The following is a 16,551-nucleotide window of genomic DNA, read 5'->3' on the forward strand; positions in this document are numbered from 1 at the left end:
CATGCGCCAGATCCGCGCATTGCGAATTGCCGCCGTCGCTGCCGGCATCGCCCTGATGGCCACCGGCTGCGGTGCCACCGGCAAAAGCTCCACCGGTGCCGAGAGCTCCGGCGCCGCCGCCAAGCCCGTCACCGGACTCCAGATCATGGTCCCCAACACCCCGGGCGGCGGCTACGACACCACCGCCCGCGCCGCCGCGAAGGTCCTCGACGACGAGAAGATCTCCACCAACACCGAAGTCTTCAACCTTGCCGGCGCAGGCGGCACCGTGGGCCTGGCCCGCGTTGTCAACGAAAAGGGCAACGGCGACCTGACCATGCTGATGGGCCTGGGCGTGGTGGGTGCCAGCTACACCAACAAGTCCGAGTCGAAGCTGACCGAGACCACTCCGCTGGCACGGCTTATCGAAGAGCCCGGCGCCATCATGGTCAGCAAGGACTCCCCGTACAAGACCATCGACGACCTCGTGAAGGCGTGGAAGGCAGATCCGGGTTCCATCGCGGTCGGCGGCGGCTCCTCCCCGGGCGGCCCGGACCACCTGCTGCCCATGCAGCTGGCAGGTGCCGTGGGCATCGACGCCACCAAGGTCAACTTCGTTTCCTACGACGGCGGCGGCGACCTTCTCCCCGCGATCCTCGGCAACAAGCTGGGCTTCGCGGCCTCCGGCGCCGGCGAGTACCTGAAGCAGATCGAATCCGGCGAGGTCCGCGTCCTGGCCACGAGCGGCGAGAAGCGGCTCGACGGCGTCGACGCCCCCACGCTGAAGGAATCCAACATCGACCTCGTCTTCACCAACTGGCGCGGCATCGTGGCCCCTCCGGGCATCAGCGAGGAGGACAAGTCCTCCCTGATCGCGGCACTGGAGAAGATGCACGGCACCGAAGGCTGGAAGGAAGCACTGAAAACCCACGGCTGGACCGATGCGTTCATCACCGGTGACGAGTTCAAGAGCTTCCTCACCGAGCAGGACAAGCGGGTGGCAGACGTCCTCACCAAGCTTGGGTTGGCGTGACATCCCTGACCACAGGCCTTAAAGGCCGCGCCGAGCTGGGAGTCTCACTCCTACTCGGCGCGGCCGGCGTCCTGGTCTTCCTGGACGCCAACGGCCTGGTAACCCCTTATTCGAAGTCTGACCCGGTAGGGCCCAAGACCGTTCCGTTTATCGTGGCCGGAATGCTGGTGGTCTGCGCCGTACTGCTGGCCATCAACGTCCTGCGCGGCGGCAAGGGAGAGGCCGAAGGCGGCGAGGACGTCGACCTGGAGCACCCCGCCGACTGGAAGACCATCCTGCCACTGGCGGGGGCCTTCATCCTGAACATCCTGCTCGTCGACTGGGCCGGCTGGGTCATTTCCGGCACCGTCCTGTTTTGGGGCAGCGTCCTGGCCCTTGGGAGCCGCCATTACGTACGGGACGGATTGATTTCCGTGGCATTGTCCCTGCTGACCTTCTACGGCTTCTACCTCGGCCTGGGCATCGCACTGCCGGCCGGCCTCCTGGAAGGAATCCTCTAAATGGACGTCTGGTCCTCCCTCATGGACGGCTTTGCCACCGCCCTGACTCCCATGAATTTCATGTATGCCGTCATCGGCGTCATCCTGGGCACCGCCGTCGGCGTGCTTCCCGGCCTGGGCCCGGCCATGACCGTCGCCCTGCTGCTCCCGGTCACCTACGCCCTGGAGCCCACCAGCGCCTTCATCATGTTCGCCGGCATCTACTACGGCGGAATGTACGGCGGCTCCACCACCTCGATCCTGCTCAACACCCCCGGTGAATCGTCCTCCGTGGTGACCGCCATCGAGGGCAACAAGATGGCCAAAGCCGGCCGGGCCGCGCAGGCGCTTGCGACGGCGGCCATCGGCTCGTTCGTCGCCGGCACCATCGGCACGGCGCTGCTCGCCGTTTGCGCACCGATCGTAGTGAAGTTCGCCGTCAGCCTCGGCGCTCCCAGCTACTTCGCCATCATGGTGCTTGCCCTGCTGGCCGTTACGGCGGTGCTCGGTTCATCGCGGCTGCGCGGTTTCGCTTCCCTGGGCCTCGGCCTGGCCATCGGCCTGGTGGGAATGGACTCCGTCACCGGCCAGCGCCGGCTGACGTTCGGCCAGCCGCTCCTGGCGGACGGCCTGGACATCGTGGTGGTGGCGGTAGCCATCTTCGCCGTGGGCGAGGCACTGTGGGTAGCGGCGCACCTGCGCCGGACACCGCTGCATGCGATCCCCGTGGGTCAGCCCTGGATGGGCAAGTCCGACTGGAAGCGTTCCTGGAAGCCGTGGCTGCGGGGCACCGCCTTCGGTTTCCCCTTTGGTGCGCTCCCTGCCGGTGGGGCCGAAATTCCCACCTTCCTTTCCTATGTCACGGAAAAGCGCCTCAGCAAGCACCCTGAAGAGTTCGGCAAGGGCGCCATTGAAGGTGTCGCCGGCCCGGAAGCGGCCAACAACGCTGCCGCTGCCGGCACCCTGACCCCCATGCTGGCCCTGGGCCTGCCCACCAACGCCACGGCAGCCGTGATGCTCGCCGCCTTCACGTCCTACGGCATCCAGCCGGGCCCGCAGCTCTTCACCAGCCAGGGACCCCTGGTCTGGGCGCTGATCGCCAGCCTCTTCATCGGCAACTTCCTGTTGCTGATCATCAACCTGCCGCTGGCACCGATGTGGGCCAAGCTGCTGCAGCTCCCCCGCCCGTACCTGTACGCAGGCATCCTGTTCTTCGCCACGCTGGGCGCCTACTCGGTGAACCTGCAGGCCTTCGACCTGGTGATCCTGCTTGTGCTCGGCGCACTCGGGTTCATGATGCGGCGCTTCGGCCTTCCCGTGCTGCCGCTGATCCTCGGCGTGATTCTGGGTCCGCGCATTGAGGGGCAGCTGCGCAAGACCCTGCAGCTGAGTGCAGGCGACCCCGCCGGCCTGTGGAGCGAGCCGATCGCCGTCGGGATCTACGTCATCATCGGCCTGATCCTGCTGTGGCCGTTTGCCTACAAGCTGATCCGCCGCAACCGTCCGAAGAACAGCCCGCTGCTTCCGGCGAACTCCGGCGCAGCAGACTACAGCGACTGAACCGCCGAGCGCGGACCACGAAACCAAAGGAGACACCATGACCATCGTGGTGGGATACGTCCCAACACCCGAAGGCGAAGCCGCCCTCACCCAGGCGATCGCCGAGGCCCGCAGGAGCAGCACCACCCTGCTGGTCATCAACTCCTCCAGGGGTGACGCCCTGGTGGACAACCGCTACGCCCAGGAGCAGGAGATCCAAAGCATCGAGGACCGTCTTGCCACCCAGGGCATCGACCACGTGATCAAGCAGCCGGTCCGTGGCCACGATGCCGCAGCGGAAGTCCTCGACGCGGCCGAGGAGCACAACGCCGAGCTGATCGTGATCGGCCTGCGCCGCCGGACCCCGGTGGGCAAGCTGATCATGGGCAGCGTCTCCCAGCGCATCCTGCTGGAAGCCGACTGCCCCGTCCTGGCCGTCAAAGCGGGTTAGCGAACCGGCGCCTAAGCACCCGCGCGGTAAAGCTCCTGGCGCTGGCGGCCCAGCCCTTCCACCTCCACCTCCACCACATCCCCCGGCTGGAGGTAGGGGAAGCGGCCGCTCAGCGCCACCCCCTCCGGAGTCCCGGTGACGATCACATCACCGGGCTCCAGCCGCATGTACTGGCTGCAGTGGTGGACGAGCGTTGCCGGGCTGAAGATCAGTCCCCCCGTGTTCGAGTCCTGGCGCACGTCCCCGTTGACCCAACTGCCCAGGGCCAGGTTTCCGGCGTCCACATCCCCTGCCGGAACCAGCCACGGGCCCAGCGGCGTGGACCCGGGAAGCGACTTGCCTTTGGTCCACTGGCCCGCCGCCCCCGGGATCTGGTATTCGCGTTCGGAAAGGTCGTTGGCCGTGACGTATCCGGCGATGCACTCCCGGGCTTCCTCTTCGGACGCGAGGTAGCTGGCCTCCTTGCCGATCACGATGCCGAGTTCCACTTCCCAGTCGTACTTACGGGAGTGCGGGGGGATGGGGGCAGGATCGCAGGGTCCCGTGACAGTGTTGGCTGGCTTGAGGAACACCACGGGGATTTCCGGGGGTGCGGAGCCGGATTCGGCCGCGTGGGCCGCGTAGTTCATGCCGATGCCCACCACCGAGCCCGGCCGGGCCAGCGGAGCGCCAATACGGAGGTTCCCGGCATTCTCAAGGAGTGGCAGTTCCCCTGCCGCCAGGGCTTCCCGCACCCGGTCCAGGCCGCCGGCGGCAAGGAATCCGCCGTCCACATCCGTGGTGAGGGGCAGCAGGCTGAAGTACCTGTCGGTGCCGTCCGCTCCGGGAACCAGTACTGCCGGCTGCTCCTCGCCGGCGTTGCCCAGGCGCATGATTTTCATGGCGGATCTCCTTTGATGGCGGGTTGCGGGCCGGGTGCTCCGTGCCCCTCTCCATCGTCGCGGATTGCTGCCGTGCACCGTGAACCGGCGGTTTATGACCGGCGATAAGAGAACAGACATCTGACATCTGGCGCGCCAGCCGGTAAACTGTTGTAGCTTCAGGCAAAAATACAGAAAGTTCAGCACATGAGTACAGCTACCTTGGAACGCCGTCCCGCCGCCTTCGGCCTTGCCGAAGCGCCCGCGCACCGGTCCATCGACCTGGAATTCTCCAGTGCCAGCGACGTCCACGCCGGACTGGAAGGCGCGGTTGCCGAGCTGATCAGCGTGGCAGCACAGGATGCTTCGTGCGGGATTTTGGTGACCCGCCACTACCCCGGGCGCTACACGGTTGCCCTGGACGAGTCGGTGCCGTTCGGCCAGACGTTCGAGGCCATCGCGGCCTGACAGCGCCGCTGCCGCCACATAACTCATAAACGCGAAAATCCCCGCCCTGCCGTGAGGCAGTGCGGGGATTTTCGTTTGGTCCGTTCCGTGGTGCGGGCCGTAATGCTAGCTGCGGCGCACCTGCACGCCGTCGGACTTGAGGAAGAGCTGCTTCTCCGCCGGCCCGGCCGGTACAAGCCAGAGAACGTTTCCGCTCTGGGATACTTCTTCCACCTCACCGGCGGCTACCACATGCGCATGCTTCATGATCTCGACGTGGTCGCCAACCTGGAGTGATTTCCAGTCGGATACCGCGGCGGAATGGGCATGGCGCCTCGACAGGACTGCCCCACGTGCTTTCATTTGAACTACTACCCCTTTGTATGCGTTCTGCCGTCACAGCGTCTTCGGTGTGACTTTCACTACACCTTCAGTTCTACTACACTCCGCGTGCCACCGGCCGCCGTGTCGGACAAAATTCCAACTGATGGACGCGGAGTGCGCAGACGCTGAAGATTCTTCGGTGTCAGGCGAGCGTTCCGACGGCGGATTCGGCTGCCCTGAGCACGTCGCCCGAGGAAACGAGGCGGTCAGCCGCTTCGAGTTCCGGCGAGAGGAAGCGGTCCGTTCCCGGACCGTCCACGACGGTCCGCAACGCGGCCACGACGGCGGTTCCCGCCGGTCCCGGCGTGAGGGCGCCGCCGGACAGTTGCGTGCGCATGTCCAGCGCCCGGGCCGAGGCCACCAGCTCGATGGCCAGGACACGGCGGAGGTTCTCCACAGATTTGCGGAGCTTCCGGGCAGCATGCCAGCCCATGGACACGTGGTCCTCCTGCATGGCGGAGCTGGGGATGGAGTCAACGGACGCGGGCACTGCCAGCCGCTTGTTGTCCGAAACCAGGCCGGCCTGGGTGTACTGGGCGATCATCAGGCCGGAATCCACGCCGGGGTCCGCGGCAAGGAATGCCGGCAGGCCGTGCGAACGCGCCGGGTCCAGCATCCGGTCCGTGCGGCGCTCGGCGATGGAGCTGAGGTCGGCCACGGCGATGGCCAGGTAGTCCAGGACGTAGGCCACCGGGGCGCCGTGGAAGTTGCCGTTGGAGCTGACGCGCCCGTCCGGCAGGACCACGGGGTTGTCGATTGCCGCGGCGAGCTCGCGGGATGCCACCAGCTCGGCGTGGTCCACGGTGTCGCGGACGGCCCCGGCCACCTGGGGTGCGCAGCGCAGCGAGTACGCGTCCTGGACCTTGGAGTCCCCCACCCGGTGGGACGCGACGATCGGGGAGTTGGAAAGGACCCGCAGCATGTTGTCCGCGCTGGCGGCCTGGCCCGGGTGCGGCCGCAGGGCGGCGTGCAGTTCAGGCAGGAACACCTGGTCGGTGCCCAGCAGTGCCTCGACGCTGAGCGCGGCGGTGATGTCCGCCGTCGTCAGGAGTTTGCGGAGGTCGGCGATGGCCATCAGCAGCATGCCCAGCATGCCCTCGGTGCCGTTGACCAGCGCCAGGCCTTCTTTCTCGGCGAGGACGACGGGCTCGATGCCGTGGTCTGCAAGCAGCCCGGCGACAGGTTCCTCACCGCGCCCACCGTAGCGGACGCCGTCGGGCCCTTCCGCCTCGCCTTCGCCCATCAGCACCAGGGCGCAGTGCGAGAGGGGTGCGAGGTCGCCGGAGCAGCCCAGCGAGCCGAACTCGCGGACCACCGGTGTGATGCCGGCGTTGAGGACGTCCACCATGGTCTGCAGGACCACCGGGCGGACGCCGGTGCGGCCGGATGCCAGGGTCTTGGCGCGCAGGAACATGATGCCGCGCACCACCTCCCGCTCAACGGCCGGCCCCATTCCAGCGGCGTGGCTGCGGATCAGCGACTTCTGCAGCTGGGTTCGCAGATCGTTGGGGATGTGCCGGTTGGCCAACGCCCCGAAGCCGGTGGAGATGCCGTAGGCCGGGGTGTCGCTGGCCGCGAGGCCGTCAATGTGGGCGCGGACCCTGGCAACGGTGTCCAGGGCATCCTGCGAGATGGTCACCTTGGCGTTGTGGCGCGCGACGGCGAGCACATCCTCAGGCGTAACGCCGGCGGATCCGAGGGTGACGGTCAGCGGTTCGTGGGTGGTGAGAGTCATGATTCCTACTTCGGTGGTTACTCCCAACCAGGTAGCAGCAGATGTCGTTATGAGCCTTCAAAACGACATCTGCTGCGACTCAGTTGGGTCAGCGGCATGATGTGGTTAGCGGGTCTCGTTCATGGGGATGCGGACGCCGCGTTCCTTGGCGACCTCGGCGGCCCGGTCGTAGCCGGCGTCGACGTGCCGGATGACGCCCATGCCGGGATCGTTGGTGAGGAGGCGTTCGAGCTTTTCGGCGGCGAGGTCGGTACCGTCGGCCACGGAAACCTGGCCGGCGTGGATGGAGCGGCCGATGCCGACGCCTCCACCGTGGTGGATGGACACCCACGTGGCGCCCGAGGAGGTGTTGAGCAGGGCGTTCAGCAGCGGCCAGTCGGCGATGGCGTCCGAGCCGTCGGCCATGGCTTCCGTTTCCCGGTACGGGGACGCGACGGAGCCGGAGTCCAGGTGGTCACGGCCGATCACGATCGGAGCCTTGACCTTGCCTTCCTTGACCAGGCGGTTGAACAGCAGCCCGGCCTTGGCGCGCTCGCCGTATCCCAGCCAGCAGATGCGGGCGGGCAGGCCTTCGAACTCGACGCGTTCCTGGGCGGCGTCGATCCACTTGTGCAGGTGCTTGTTCTCGGGGAAGAGCTCCTTGATGGCTTCGTCGGTGACGCGGATGTCCTCCGGATCACCGGACAAGGCCACCCAGCGGAACGGGCCGAGTCCCTCGCAGAACAAGGGGCGGATGTAGGCGGGGACGAAGCCGGGGAATTCGAACGCCCGGGTGCAGCCGCCCTTGCGGGCTTCATCGCGGATGGAGTTTCCGTAGTCAAACACTTCGGCGCCGGCGTCCTGGAACTCCACCATTGCCTGGACCTGGCGGGCCATGGAGGCCTGCGCCTTCTTGGTGAATCCCTCGGGATCGGCTGCCGCCTCGGTGTGCCATTCCTCCATGGTGATGCCCTCGGGAAGGTAGGACAGGGGGTCGTGGGCGCTGGTCTGGTCCGTGACGACGTCGATGGCCAGTTCGCCGGCCTGGTGGCGGCGGAGCAGTTCCGGGAACACTTCGGCGGCGTTGCCCACATAGCCCACCGACCAGCCGCGGCGCTCTTCCTTGGCCTTGAGCACCTTGGCGATGGCGGCGTCGAGGTCTGTTTCAACCTCGTCCAGGTAGCGCTTGCCGGCGCGGCGGCGCAGGCGGGTTTCGTCGACGTCGACGATCAGGCAGGCGCCGTCGTTGAGGGTGACGGCGAGCGGCTGGGCGCCGCCCATGCCGCCGCAGCCGCCGGTCAGGGTCAGGGTTCCGGCGAGGGGTCCTTCGGCGGACCCTTCGGCGGCCGGAGCAGGGCGGCCTGCGGTGTCCTGCCGGGCGTCCGCGAGTTTGCGTCCGACGGCGGCGAAGGTTTCGTAGGTGCCCTGCAGGATGCCCTGCGTGCCAATGTAGATCCAGGAGCCGGCCGTCATCTGGCCGTACATCAGCAGGCCTTCGGCTTCGAGGCGGCGGAACTCGGGCCAGGTTGCCCAGTCGCCCACCAGGTTGGAGTTGGCCAGCAGGACCCGCGGCGCCCATTCGTGGGTGCGGAACACGCCCACCGGCTTGCCGGACTGGACCAGGAGGGTCTCGTCCTTTTCCATGGTTTCGAGGGTGCGGGTAATGGCGTCGAACGCTGCCCAGGACCGGACGGCGCGGCCGGTGCCGCCGTAGACCACAAGATCGTCCGGGCGTTCTGCCACCTCGGGGTCCAGGTTGTTCATCAGCATGCGCAGCGGCGCTTCGGTCTGCCACGACTTGGCGGTGAGCTCAGTGCCGCGGGCTGCTTTGACCGGGCGGGCACCGGTGGTGAAATCGGCGGGTGCCATGGTGGCTCCTTTTCATTGTGTGTCTGGTTCTGCGGAAGTCCGGGACGGGAAAGTTCTTCTGTATCTACTAAAGCCCTTTGGTAACGGGCCTTACAGGGGTTTTGCGGCGGTGCTGTCCGGGATTCCAGACATGCCCGCCTCCCCGCGGTGCCCTATCACTTCGAGTCCCTAACAGGGGGTTTTAGGGACACGATGTGATGGCGCAAGTGGGGCTATGTGGCGGGCCGTCCGTGGATGCGGACGGACAGTTCGTTGGCCACTTTTTGCACCCGGGCGGCCAGGACGGGCCAGGAGTCCGCGGCAACCTTTTCCTCCAGGAAGGTGACGGCCACCGCGGCGGTGGGCCAGCCAAGGTGGTCGGTCACGGCTGCGGCGATGGAGCCAAAACCGGGGGTCACCTCGCCGTGTTCCGTGGCGTAACCGCGCTGCCGCACCTGGTCCAGGTGCGAGGAGAGCGCCGAGTACTTCATGATGGGTGATTCGGTTTCGTGCCTTGCAGTGAACGCGGCGGCATTGGGGTACAGCGCGCGGACCTGCGATTTCGGGAGGGCCGCAAGGATGGCCCGGCCGCTCGCGGTGAGGTGGCTGGGAAGCCGGACGCCGACGTCGGTCACCAGCGACGGGCGGTTCTTGGCCCGCTCCTCCACGATGTACAGCACGTCCCGGCCGTGGAGGACAGCCAGGTGGGCGCTCTCCCCCAGCGCGTCCACCAGCGACGCCAGCAGGGGCCGGCCCAGCCGGGAAAGTGGTTCCTGCCGGGAGTACGCCGAGCTCAGCTCGAAGGCGCTGATCCCCAGGCCGTAGCGCTGCTCCTCATGCAGGTGCAGGACAAATCCGTTCGCCTCCATCACCCCCAGCAGGTGGTAGACACTGGAGCGCGGCAGGCCCAGCGACGAGGCGATCTGCGAGGCGGCCATCGGGCCGCGGCGGGAGGCCAGCAGCTTGAGGATCCGGAGCGTGTTCTCGGCAGCAGGGACCTTCGACGCCGGCCTGGCATCTTGCGCCGGCTGTTCCGCTGCCCTCGGCATCGTCTCCATGGCAACCATCCGCACTCCCTTCACCGGGATCCGGCCGTGTCCGGGATCCCATACTCCAGCATGCACCTTCATCAGGGCTTCAAAGTTGCTGTTCAGCCTGGGACTGTCTGGGATTCCGGACAAGTGGAACATGCAGATCCGGCATTCCGTGGCCTAGGCTGGCCTGCATGACCGACTACGACCCGCGCCTCGTAGATGTGTATGACCAGGACAATCCGGACGGGCCCGACCATGATTTCTACCGCGGCCTCGCCGGCGAAGCGTCTGCCCGGAGCGTGGTGGATTTGGGGTGCGGCACAGGCATCCTCACTGTCACTCTTGCCTCAGTGGAACGCTCGGTGGTGGGAGTTGACCCGTCAGCATCGATGATCGGCTTCGCCCGCAACCGGCCGGGTGCTGCCCACGTTGACTGGGTGGTGGGCGACAGCAGGAGCATCCCCGGGACGGGCTACGACTTCGCCGCCATGACCGGCAATGTTGTCCAGGCGATTCCGGGCGCCGCCTGGCCCCGGACACTTCGGGACCTCCGGCTGGCAATGGGGAACGGAGGAACGCTGGCCTTCGAAAGTCGGAATCCGGCAGTGCGCGCCTGGGACAACTGGGCATTCGATGACAAACGACGGGACAGCCTGCACGGGCCGTTGATCGAGCGTAGGACTGTCTCCGCACCGGCACCGGGAGTCGTGAAGCTTCAGACGTCCACCACGTTTGCCGCCACCGGTGAATGCGTCGACGAAACGCAGCAGCTGGCATTCCGCGACCGCAACACCATCACCCGTGATGTGCGCGCGGCGGGTTTCGCCGTGGAGGCGACCTACGGCGACTGGATCCGTACGCCCTTTACCGATCACGCGCCCATCATGGTTTTTGTCTGCCGCGCCGTGTGATGGGGCGTTGACGGTTTACCGGCAGGGACCGGATGTCCAGCCATTCGTGGATAGGCTGCGCTTCATGGATGAGAAAGAGACACTGCACCGCTACCTCCGGGTCCGGCGGGACAATTTGGTGGCCAAGCTCGATGGGCTGGGCGAGTACGACGCACGCCGCCCACTGACACCCACCGGCACCAACCTCCTGGGCCTGGTCAAGCATGTGGCCAGCGTGGAGCTCGACTACTTTGGTGTTGTCTTCGGCCGGCCCAGCGGGCGGCGCCTTCCGTGGCTGGACGCCGACGCCCTCCCCGATGCGGACATGTGGGCCTCCGCTGATGAATCCCTCGCGGACATCCTCGAGCTGCATCGGTTCGCCGGCGAGCACAGCGATGCCACCATCGAAGCCCTGCCGCTGGATGCAGTGGGGTCGGTGCCGTGGTGGCCGGAGGAGCGACGTCAAGTCACCCTGCACCAGATCCTGGTGCACATGGTGGCCGAGCGGGCGCACCACCTGGGCCACGCGGACATTCTCCGGGAACTGATCGACGGGACGGCAGGCCAGCGCCCCGGCGACCCCAACCTGACGTCACGGTCACCGGAGGAATGGGCCAGCCACCGGGCTGACATCGAAAGTGCAGCGCGGGCCGCGGCAGCTGAAGGGCGGGAGTAGCCGACCCACCGCAGGCGCCGTGCTCACTGACCAGGGCCGCCCGGACAGTCTGAGATCAAAGACACCAAGCCTGCGTGAGGCTCATCACGGCGTCCCCGGAAGTGGTCTGCTGGTTAGCGGCTCCCCTCCCAAAGACGAGAAGGTAAGTGTATGCAACAAGCACCATCCCCAACCCGGAACGAAAGCCACACCGGACAGCAGACGCGGGCAGCCGCCGTCGGAAGCGTCCTGAACCGCGGGCTGAACGTCCGCCACATCCGGTTCATGGCGCTGGGCTCGGCCATCGGCACCGGCCTCTTTTACGGCTCCGCTTCCGCCATCCAGAAGGCGGGCCCCGCCGTCCTGCTGGCCTACATCATCGGCGGCGCCGCAGTCTTCATGGTGATGCGGGCACTGGGCGAGATGGCCGTGCGGCACCCGGTATCCGGCTCCTTCGGCCAGTACGCCAGCCGCTACCTCGGCCCGCTGGCCGGCTTCGTGACCGGCTGGACCTACGTGTTCGAGATGGCGATCGTGGCCATCGCCGACGTCACGGCTTTCAGTATCTACATGGGCTTCTGGTTTCCGCAGGTAGACCGCTGGATCTGGATCCTGGCCATCATCTGCTTCCTGGCCGCCCTGAACCTCCTCAGCGTCAAGGTCTTCGGCGAGCTCGAGTTCTGGTTCTCGCTGATCAAGGTGGCAGCCATCGTTGCGATGATCGCCGGCGGAGCAGCAATCATCGCCTTCGGTTTCCAGGCCGGCGGCTCCAGCGTGGCACCGGGCCTGGGTAACCTGGTTGAGCACGGCGGCCTGTTCCCCAACGGGTTCGGCGGGCTCCTGGCATCCTTTGCCGTGGTGATGTTCGCCTTCGGCGGCATCGAAACCCTCGGCATCACCGCGGGCGAAGCGGCCGAGCCCAAGAAGGTCATCCCCAAGGCCGTCAACACCGTTCCGGTCCGCGTGCTGCTGTTCTACGTCCTCACCCTCGGCGTACTCATGAGCCTCTTCCCCTGGAACGAGGTGGGAAGCAACGGCAGCCCGTTCGTCCAAATCTTCAGCGGGCTGGGCATCCCGGCCGCGCCCCACATCCTGAACGCCGTGGTCATCACGGCAGCGCTTTCGGCCATCAACAGCGACATCTTCGGTGCCGGACGCATCCTCTTCGGACTCTCCAGGCAGGGCCATGCACCCGCCGCCTTCGGCAAGGTCTCCCGGCACGGAGTTCCGTGGATGACGGTGGTCATGATGACCGCGATCCTCCTGGTGGGCGTGGTCCTGAACGCCGTCATCCCCGAGGACGTCTTCCTGGTCATCGCCTCGATCGCCACCTTCGCCACCGTGTGGGTGTGGGTCATGATCCTCGCTTCCCATGTGGCAATGAAGCGGGAAATCAAGCACAGCGGACTCCCGGCGTCGGAGTTCCCCTCGCCATGGTGGCCCGCGGCATCGGTGCTGACCATCGCCTTCATGGCACTGGTCATCGTTGTACTCGGCGCCTTCGAGGACACCCGGATCGCCCTCTACGTCGGCGCAGCCTGGCTGGGACTCCTGGTCCTCGGCTACCGCCTGTGGGTCAAGGGTGACGGACGACGGCGGGCCCACCTTGAAGACGAAACCTCGCCGCTGCCGGTGGTCGGGGCTGCCCGGGGCACCCGGGCGGACTGAGAGCGGCAAGACAGCGCCAGGCGGCTCCTCCCGGGGCTAAGATCAGGCATGGTTCATGCCTCCAGCCTCCTGGCGTTCGCGCTGGCCTCGGTGGTGCTGATTGCTGTCCCCGGCCCCAGCGTTCTGTTCGTCATCGGCCGGTCCCTGGCCCTGGGCTGGAAAGGCGGCGTCCTGACAGTGCTGGGCAATGCCTGCGGCCAGCTGCTGCAGGTGGCTGCTGTCGCGCTGGGGGTTGGCGTGCTGGTGGCGCAGTCGGTACTGCTCTTCAGCGCAGTGAAATTCGCCGGGGCCGCCTACCTGGTCTACCTGGGCGTCCAGGCCATCAGGCACCGGAAAGTCCCCGCCGGTTCCGAAGGCCGTGCAACCGCCACCCGGCCGCGGCGGCTGGTGGCGGAAGGGGCGGTGGTGGGTGCCACCAACCCGAAGTCCGTGGTGTTCTTCGTGGCTGTGCTCCCGCAGTTCGTCGACTATCCGTCGGGGTCGATTCCCCTGCAGCTGGGGGTCCTCGGCGCGGTGTTCCTCATCATTGCAGTCGTTTCCGACAGCCTGTGGGCCGTGGCCGCCGGAACCGCCCGGGAATGGTTTGCCCGGTCGCCGCGCCGGGTTTCCACCGTCAAGGCCACCGGCGGCACGCTGATGGTCGGCCTCGGCGGGACACTGGCCCTGACGGGCAGCAAATCCTAGGAAACACCCGCACCCGGCATGAAGCGTAGCCACCGGACCGGCCGGCCCAGACGGGAAGCACAGCAACACAGCTGACCGGAGACGCAACGGTGCCCGGCCCCTTCTTAAGGGACCGGGCACCGTTTGCGCCTGCTAGGCCGAAGCCGCGGCGGCCCGGACCGCCTCGGCGAGTGACGTCGTCGGGCGTCCGATCAGCTTCCGCAGATCGCCCGTGCTGACCAGGAGATCGCCCCGGGCGATGCCCAGGTCCGAGTCTGCCAGGATCTCCGCAAACGCCTGCGGAACACCCACCTGGGCCAGGAGGCCTGCGTAATCGCCGCTGGGCATGTTGTTGTAGCTGATGTCCGTGCCCGTGGCCGCGGAGATTTCCGCGGCAAGGTCGGCCATGCTGAAGGCGTGGTCGCCGCCAAGCTCGTACACCTTGCCGGCCTGGCCGTCGGCCACCAGCACTGCCGCGGCCGCCTGGGCGTAATCCTGCCGCGACGCGCCGCTGACCTTGCCGTCGCCTGCGCTGCCGGCAATGGCACCCTGCGCGAGGGTCCCGGGCAGCTGCTCCGTGTAGTTCTCCAGGTACCAGCCGTTACGCAGCAGGGCGAACGGTACGCCTGATTCACGCAGCAGTTCCTCCGTTGCCTTGTGCTCGTCCGCCAGCTTCATGCCGGTGGTGTCCGCGTTGGCGATGCTGGTGTAGGCGAGGAGTTCCACGCCGCCCTCGGCCTTGGCGGCCTCGATGACGGTGCGGTGCTGCTCCACCCGCTGGCCCACTTCACTGCCGGAGATCAGCAGGACGCGGGTGGCACCCCTGAGGGCAGCTGCCACGGAGTCCGGGTCGGAGTAATCGACGGAAACGACGCGGACGCCCTTGGCGGCGTAATCCGCCAGCTTGTCCACGGAGCGCCCGGCGGCCACGATGTCACCGGCAGGAACGTCGCGCTCCAGCAGTGCTTCGAGGACGTGGCGGCCCAGGTGTCCGGTGGCTCCGGTAATGACGATGCTCATGGGTGGGTCCTTTCGGGGTGTTTACTCTGTCGAAGGGCACAACCATGCCCCCGTGGGGTTACTTCCCGAAAGAGAGTACGCACTTTGAAGTAAGGTACTCACCCCGCCGTAAGGTACTGACCCGGCGGTAAGCTGATGCCATGGACGCAACCCTGCAGCCCGCTCCCCTTCCGCTCAGCTTTTCCGGCGGCGTGTTCCCGGCCGGCTGCCCCAGCCGGACGCTCCTGGACCACGTCACCAGCAAATGGGGCGTCCTGATCCTCATTGCACTGTCCGAGGGGTCGCAGCGCTGGAGCGAACTGCGGCGAAGGGCGGAGGGCATCAGCGAGAAGATGCTGGCCCAGACCCTGAAAACGCTGGAACGGGACGGGCTGGTGAGCAGGGACGCACAGCCTGTCATCCCGCCGCGGGTGGACTACAGCCTGACGGAGAAAGGCTACGAACTCAGCGCACTGCTGGTTCCGCTGGTGGCGTGGACCTTCGACAATGCCGAGGAGATCATCAACGGCAGGGCATAAAATCGGACACCGGCACAGGCTGGAGCGCGTCCCATGCAGCCCGGTTCCACAGTGCCGCCTGCTCCGTGACCTTCCCGTGTCCTCCTCCGGGTAGTGCTGCATTTAAACCTGAGTACCTGTTACTGGTGTGACTGGTGTGATTAGCGCCTAGCTTTGGCGTAAGGTGCACGCCGGGATTAGGAGGACCATCCTCTGCTGGGGAGCGTTCCGGCACCAGGCACCGCGACTGAGCGGCAAGCTGCCGCCTGGGAGTTGGTACGCATGGATACGAATAATGTCCAAGACCTGTCCGGCATGGGCCGCCCCATCAGCCTTGGCTCAGCGGTGGCGCTGGGATGGGGCAGGGCGGTTGAGGCACTGCGCCCCCGCAGCCCCTACCGGATCGGGGATGCCGTGCTGGGGGACGATCCCTTCAACGGCAGGCACGAGGGGACTGTGGTGACGCAGGAGGGAACCACTGTGGGCGTCAAAACCGTCCGCGGGCTCTTCTTCTACGACCACCGGCAACTGCGAAGGCTGGACTGACCGCCGAAGCGGCCAGCCCAGCCTGGCATTCACTGCTTCGCCCACCGATTGGCGAGCAACGGAAGTCCTACTTGGCCGACCAGCCGCCGTCCATGGTGTAGCTGGCGCCGGTCACCATGCCGGCGTGGTCCGAGGCCAGCCACGCCACCAGGGACGCCACTTCCTCCGGCTCCACCAAGCGTTTGACGGCCGCCTCCGTGAGCATCACCTTGGCCAGCACTTCGGATTCGGGGATGCCGTGAACGGCCGCCTGGTCCGCGATCTGCTTTTCCACCAACGGCGTCCGGACGTAGCCGGGGTTGACGCAGTTGGACGTGACGCCGTGCTCGCCGCCCTCAAGCGCCGTCACCTTGCTCAGCCCCTCCAGGCCGTGCTTGGCGGATACGTACGCGCTCTTGAACGGGGAGGCGCGGAGCCCGTGCACCGAGGACAGGTTGATGATGCGGCCGAACTTGTTGGCGTACATATGCGGCAGGGCGGCACGGACCAGGAGGAACGGCGCCTCCAGCATCAGGGCCAGGATCCTGCGGAACTGCACCGGATCGAACTCCTCGATGGGGCTGATCCGCTGGATCCCGGCGTTGTTGACCAGGATGTCGCAGTCCAGGCTCAGGGTGGCGAGCGAGTCCACGTCCAGCAGATCCACGGCCCAGGACGTGCCGCCCACTTCGTCGGCGAGGACGGCAGCCGCTGCCGCGTCGACGTCGGCCACCACCACTTTCGCCCCGCGGGCGGCCAGTTCCCGGACGCAGGCCGCGCCGATGCCGCCGGCACCGCCGGTGACCAGGGCCTTCCGGCCATTCAGTTCGTGTTCCATCTCAAAATCCCTTCGTACGCGCGGACT

18 protein-coding genes are annotated in these 16,551 nt (G+C 66.9%); 11 read left to right on the forward strand and 7 right to left on the reverse strand.

What is annotated here, in order from left to right; translation table 11 throughout:
- Window position 1: 1 nt before the first annotated feature.
- Genes QE394_RS06795 through QE394_RS06810 form a run of 4 tightly spaced genes read left to right on the forward strand, consistent with a single transcriptional unit; the run spans window position 2 to window position 3,481 of the window.
- Window positions 2-1,012, forward strand: a complete 1,011-nt coding sequence (locus QE394_RS06795; protein WP_056076990.1) for a tripartite tricarboxylate transporter substrate-binding protein — start codon at window positions 2-4, stop codon at window positions 1,010-1,012.
- Window positions 1,009-1,512, forward strand: coding sequence for a tripartite tricarboxylate transporter TctB family protein (locus QE394_RS06800; RefSeq protein ID WP_091717869.1), 504 nt, complete (start codon window positions 1,009-1,011; stop codon window positions 1,510-1,512). Before QE394_RS06795 ends, QE394_RS06800 begins: the two co-directional genes overlap by 4 nt.
- The gene (locus QE394_RS06805) at window positions 1,513-3,051 is read left to right on the forward strand and encodes a tripartite tricarboxylate transporter permease (protein ID WP_268159526.1); all 1,539 of its coding nucleotides are present in this window, start codon (window positions 1,513-1,515) and stop codon (window positions 3,049-3,051) included.
- 37 nt (window positions 3,052-3,088) lie between these two features.
- The gene (locus QE394_RS06810) at window positions 3,089-3,481 is read left to right on the forward strand and encodes a universal stress protein (protein ID WP_015935818.1); all 393 of its coding nucleotides are present in this window, start codon (window positions 3,089-3,091) and stop codon (window positions 3,479-3,481) included.
- 11 nt (window positions 3,482-3,492) lie between these two features.
- On the opposite strand, the gene QE394_RS06815 is transcribed toward QE394_RS06810, so the two are convergent.
- The gene (locus QE394_RS06815; RefSeq protein WP_349034108.1) at window positions 3,493-4,362 is read right to left on the reverse strand and encodes a fumarylacetoacetate hydrolase family protein; all 870 of its coding nucleotides are present in this window, start codon (window positions 4,360-4,362) and stop codon (window positions 3,493-3,495) included.
- A 186-nt stretch (window positions 4,363-4,548) separates the two neighbouring features.
- Between QE394_RS06815 and QE394_RS06820 the strand changes: the two genes are divergently transcribed.
- A complete protein-coding gene (locus tag QE394_RS06820) occupies window positions 4,549-4,809 on the forward strand; it encodes a hypothetical protein (protein WP_349034109.1) in 261 nt (86 codons plus the stop codon).
- Between the two features lie 105 nt (window positions 4,810-4,914).
- Here QE394_RS06820 and QE394_RS06825 read toward each other — a convergent pair whose 3' ends face one another.
- From QE394_RS06825 to QE394_RS06840, 4 genes are all read right to left on the reverse strand, one after another.
- A complete protein-coding gene (locus QE394_RS06825; protein WP_045732783.1) occupies window positions 4,915-5,151 on the reverse strand; it encodes a hypothetical protein in 237 nt (78 codons plus the stop codon).
- A gap of 163 nt (window positions 5,152-5,314) precedes the next feature.
- Entirely contained in the window at window positions 5,315-6,907 is a 1,593-nt protein-coding gene (hutH, locus tag QE394_RS06830) for a histidine ammonia-lyase (RefSeq protein WP_261620114.1), read from the reverse strand.
- Between the two features lie 105 nt (window positions 6,908-7,012).
- Entirely contained in the window at window positions 7,013-8,755 is a 1,743-nt protein-coding gene (locus tag QE394_RS06835) for a urocanate hydratase (protein ID WP_349034110.1), read from the reverse strand.
- 212 nt (window positions 8,756-8,967) lie between these two features.
- Complete coding sequence (locus tag QE394_RS06840) at window positions 8,968-9,792, reverse strand: IclR family transcriptional regulator (RefSeq protein WP_349035382.1); 825 nt, start codon at window positions 9,790-9,792, stop codon at window positions 8,968-8,970.
- 167 nt (window positions 9,793-9,959) lie between these two features.
- Here QE394_RS06840 and QE394_RS06845 point away from each other — a divergent pair, with 167 nt between their 5' ends.
- The 4 genes from QE394_RS06845 to QE394_RS06860 all read left to right on the forward strand — a co-directional run bounded on the left by QE394_RS06845 (window position 9,960) and on the right by QE394_RS06860 (window position 13,665).
- Window positions 9,960-10,679, forward strand: a complete 720-nt coding sequence (locus QE394_RS06845) for a class I SAM-dependent methyltransferase (protein WP_349034111.1) — start codon at window positions 9,960-9,962, stop codon at window positions 10,677-10,679.
- Between the two features lie 64 nt (window positions 10,680-10,743).
- Window positions 10,744-11,334, forward strand: a complete 591-nt coding sequence (locus QE394_RS06850) for a DinB family protein (RefSeq protein ID WP_349034112.1) — start codon at window positions 10,744-10,746, stop codon at window positions 11,332-11,334.
- Window positions 11,335-11,484: 150 nt separating this feature from the next.
- Complete coding sequence (locus QE394_RS06855) at window positions 11,485-12,981, forward strand: amino acid permease (protein ID WP_349034113.1); 1,497 nt, start codon at window positions 11,485-11,487, stop codon at window positions 12,979-12,981.
- Between the two features lie 48 nt (window positions 12,982-13,029).
- Entirely contained in the window at window positions 13,030-13,665 is a 636-nt protein-coding gene (locus QE394_RS06860) for a LysE family translocator (protein WP_349034114.1), read from the forward strand.
- Window positions 13,666-13,797: 132 nt separating this feature from the next.
- Here QE394_RS06860 and QE394_RS06865 read toward each other — a convergent pair whose 3' ends face one another.
- Window positions 13,798-14,664: an SDR family oxidoreductase gene (locus tag QE394_RS06865; protein WP_349034115.1), complete on the reverse strand. Its 867-nt coding sequence runs from the start codon at window positions 14,662-14,664 to the stop codon at window positions 13,798-13,800.
- Window positions 14,665-14,804: 140 nt separating this feature from the next.
- Between QE394_RS06865 and QE394_RS06870 the strand changes: the two genes are divergently transcribed.
- Both QE394_RS06870 and QE394_RS06875 read left to right on the forward strand, forming a co-directional pair.
- Window positions 14,805-15,182, forward strand: coding sequence for a helix-turn-helix domain-containing protein (locus tag QE394_RS06870; RefSeq protein WP_056077012.1), 378 nt, complete (start codon window positions 14,805-14,807; stop codon window positions 15,180-15,182).
- A gap of 261 nt (window positions 15,183-15,443) precedes the next feature.
- Window positions 15,444-15,707 carry a hypothetical protein gene (locus QE394_RS06875; protein ID WP_056077014.1) on the forward strand — a complete coding sequence of 88 codons (264 nt, stop codon included), beginning with the start codon at window positions 15,444-15,446 and terminating at the stop codon, window positions 15,705-15,707.
- Window positions 15,708-15,774: 67 nt separating this feature from the next.
- Here the strand turns inward: QE394_RS06875 and QE394_RS06880 are convergent, their stop codons facing one another.
- Window positions 15,775-16,524 (reverse strand): 3-hydroxybutyrate dehydrogenase, encoded by a 750-nt coding sequence (locus tag QE394_RS06880; RefSeq protein ID WP_314216483.1) that lies wholly within the window; start codon window positions 16,522-16,524, stop codon window positions 15,775-15,777.
- Window positions 16,525-16,551: the final 27 nt, after the last annotated feature.

This window comes from Pseudarthrobacter sp. SORGH_AS 212, from assembly GCF_030818145.1.
Lineage (GTDB): Bacteria > Actinomycetota > Actinomycetes > Actinomycetales > Micrococcaceae > Arthrobacter.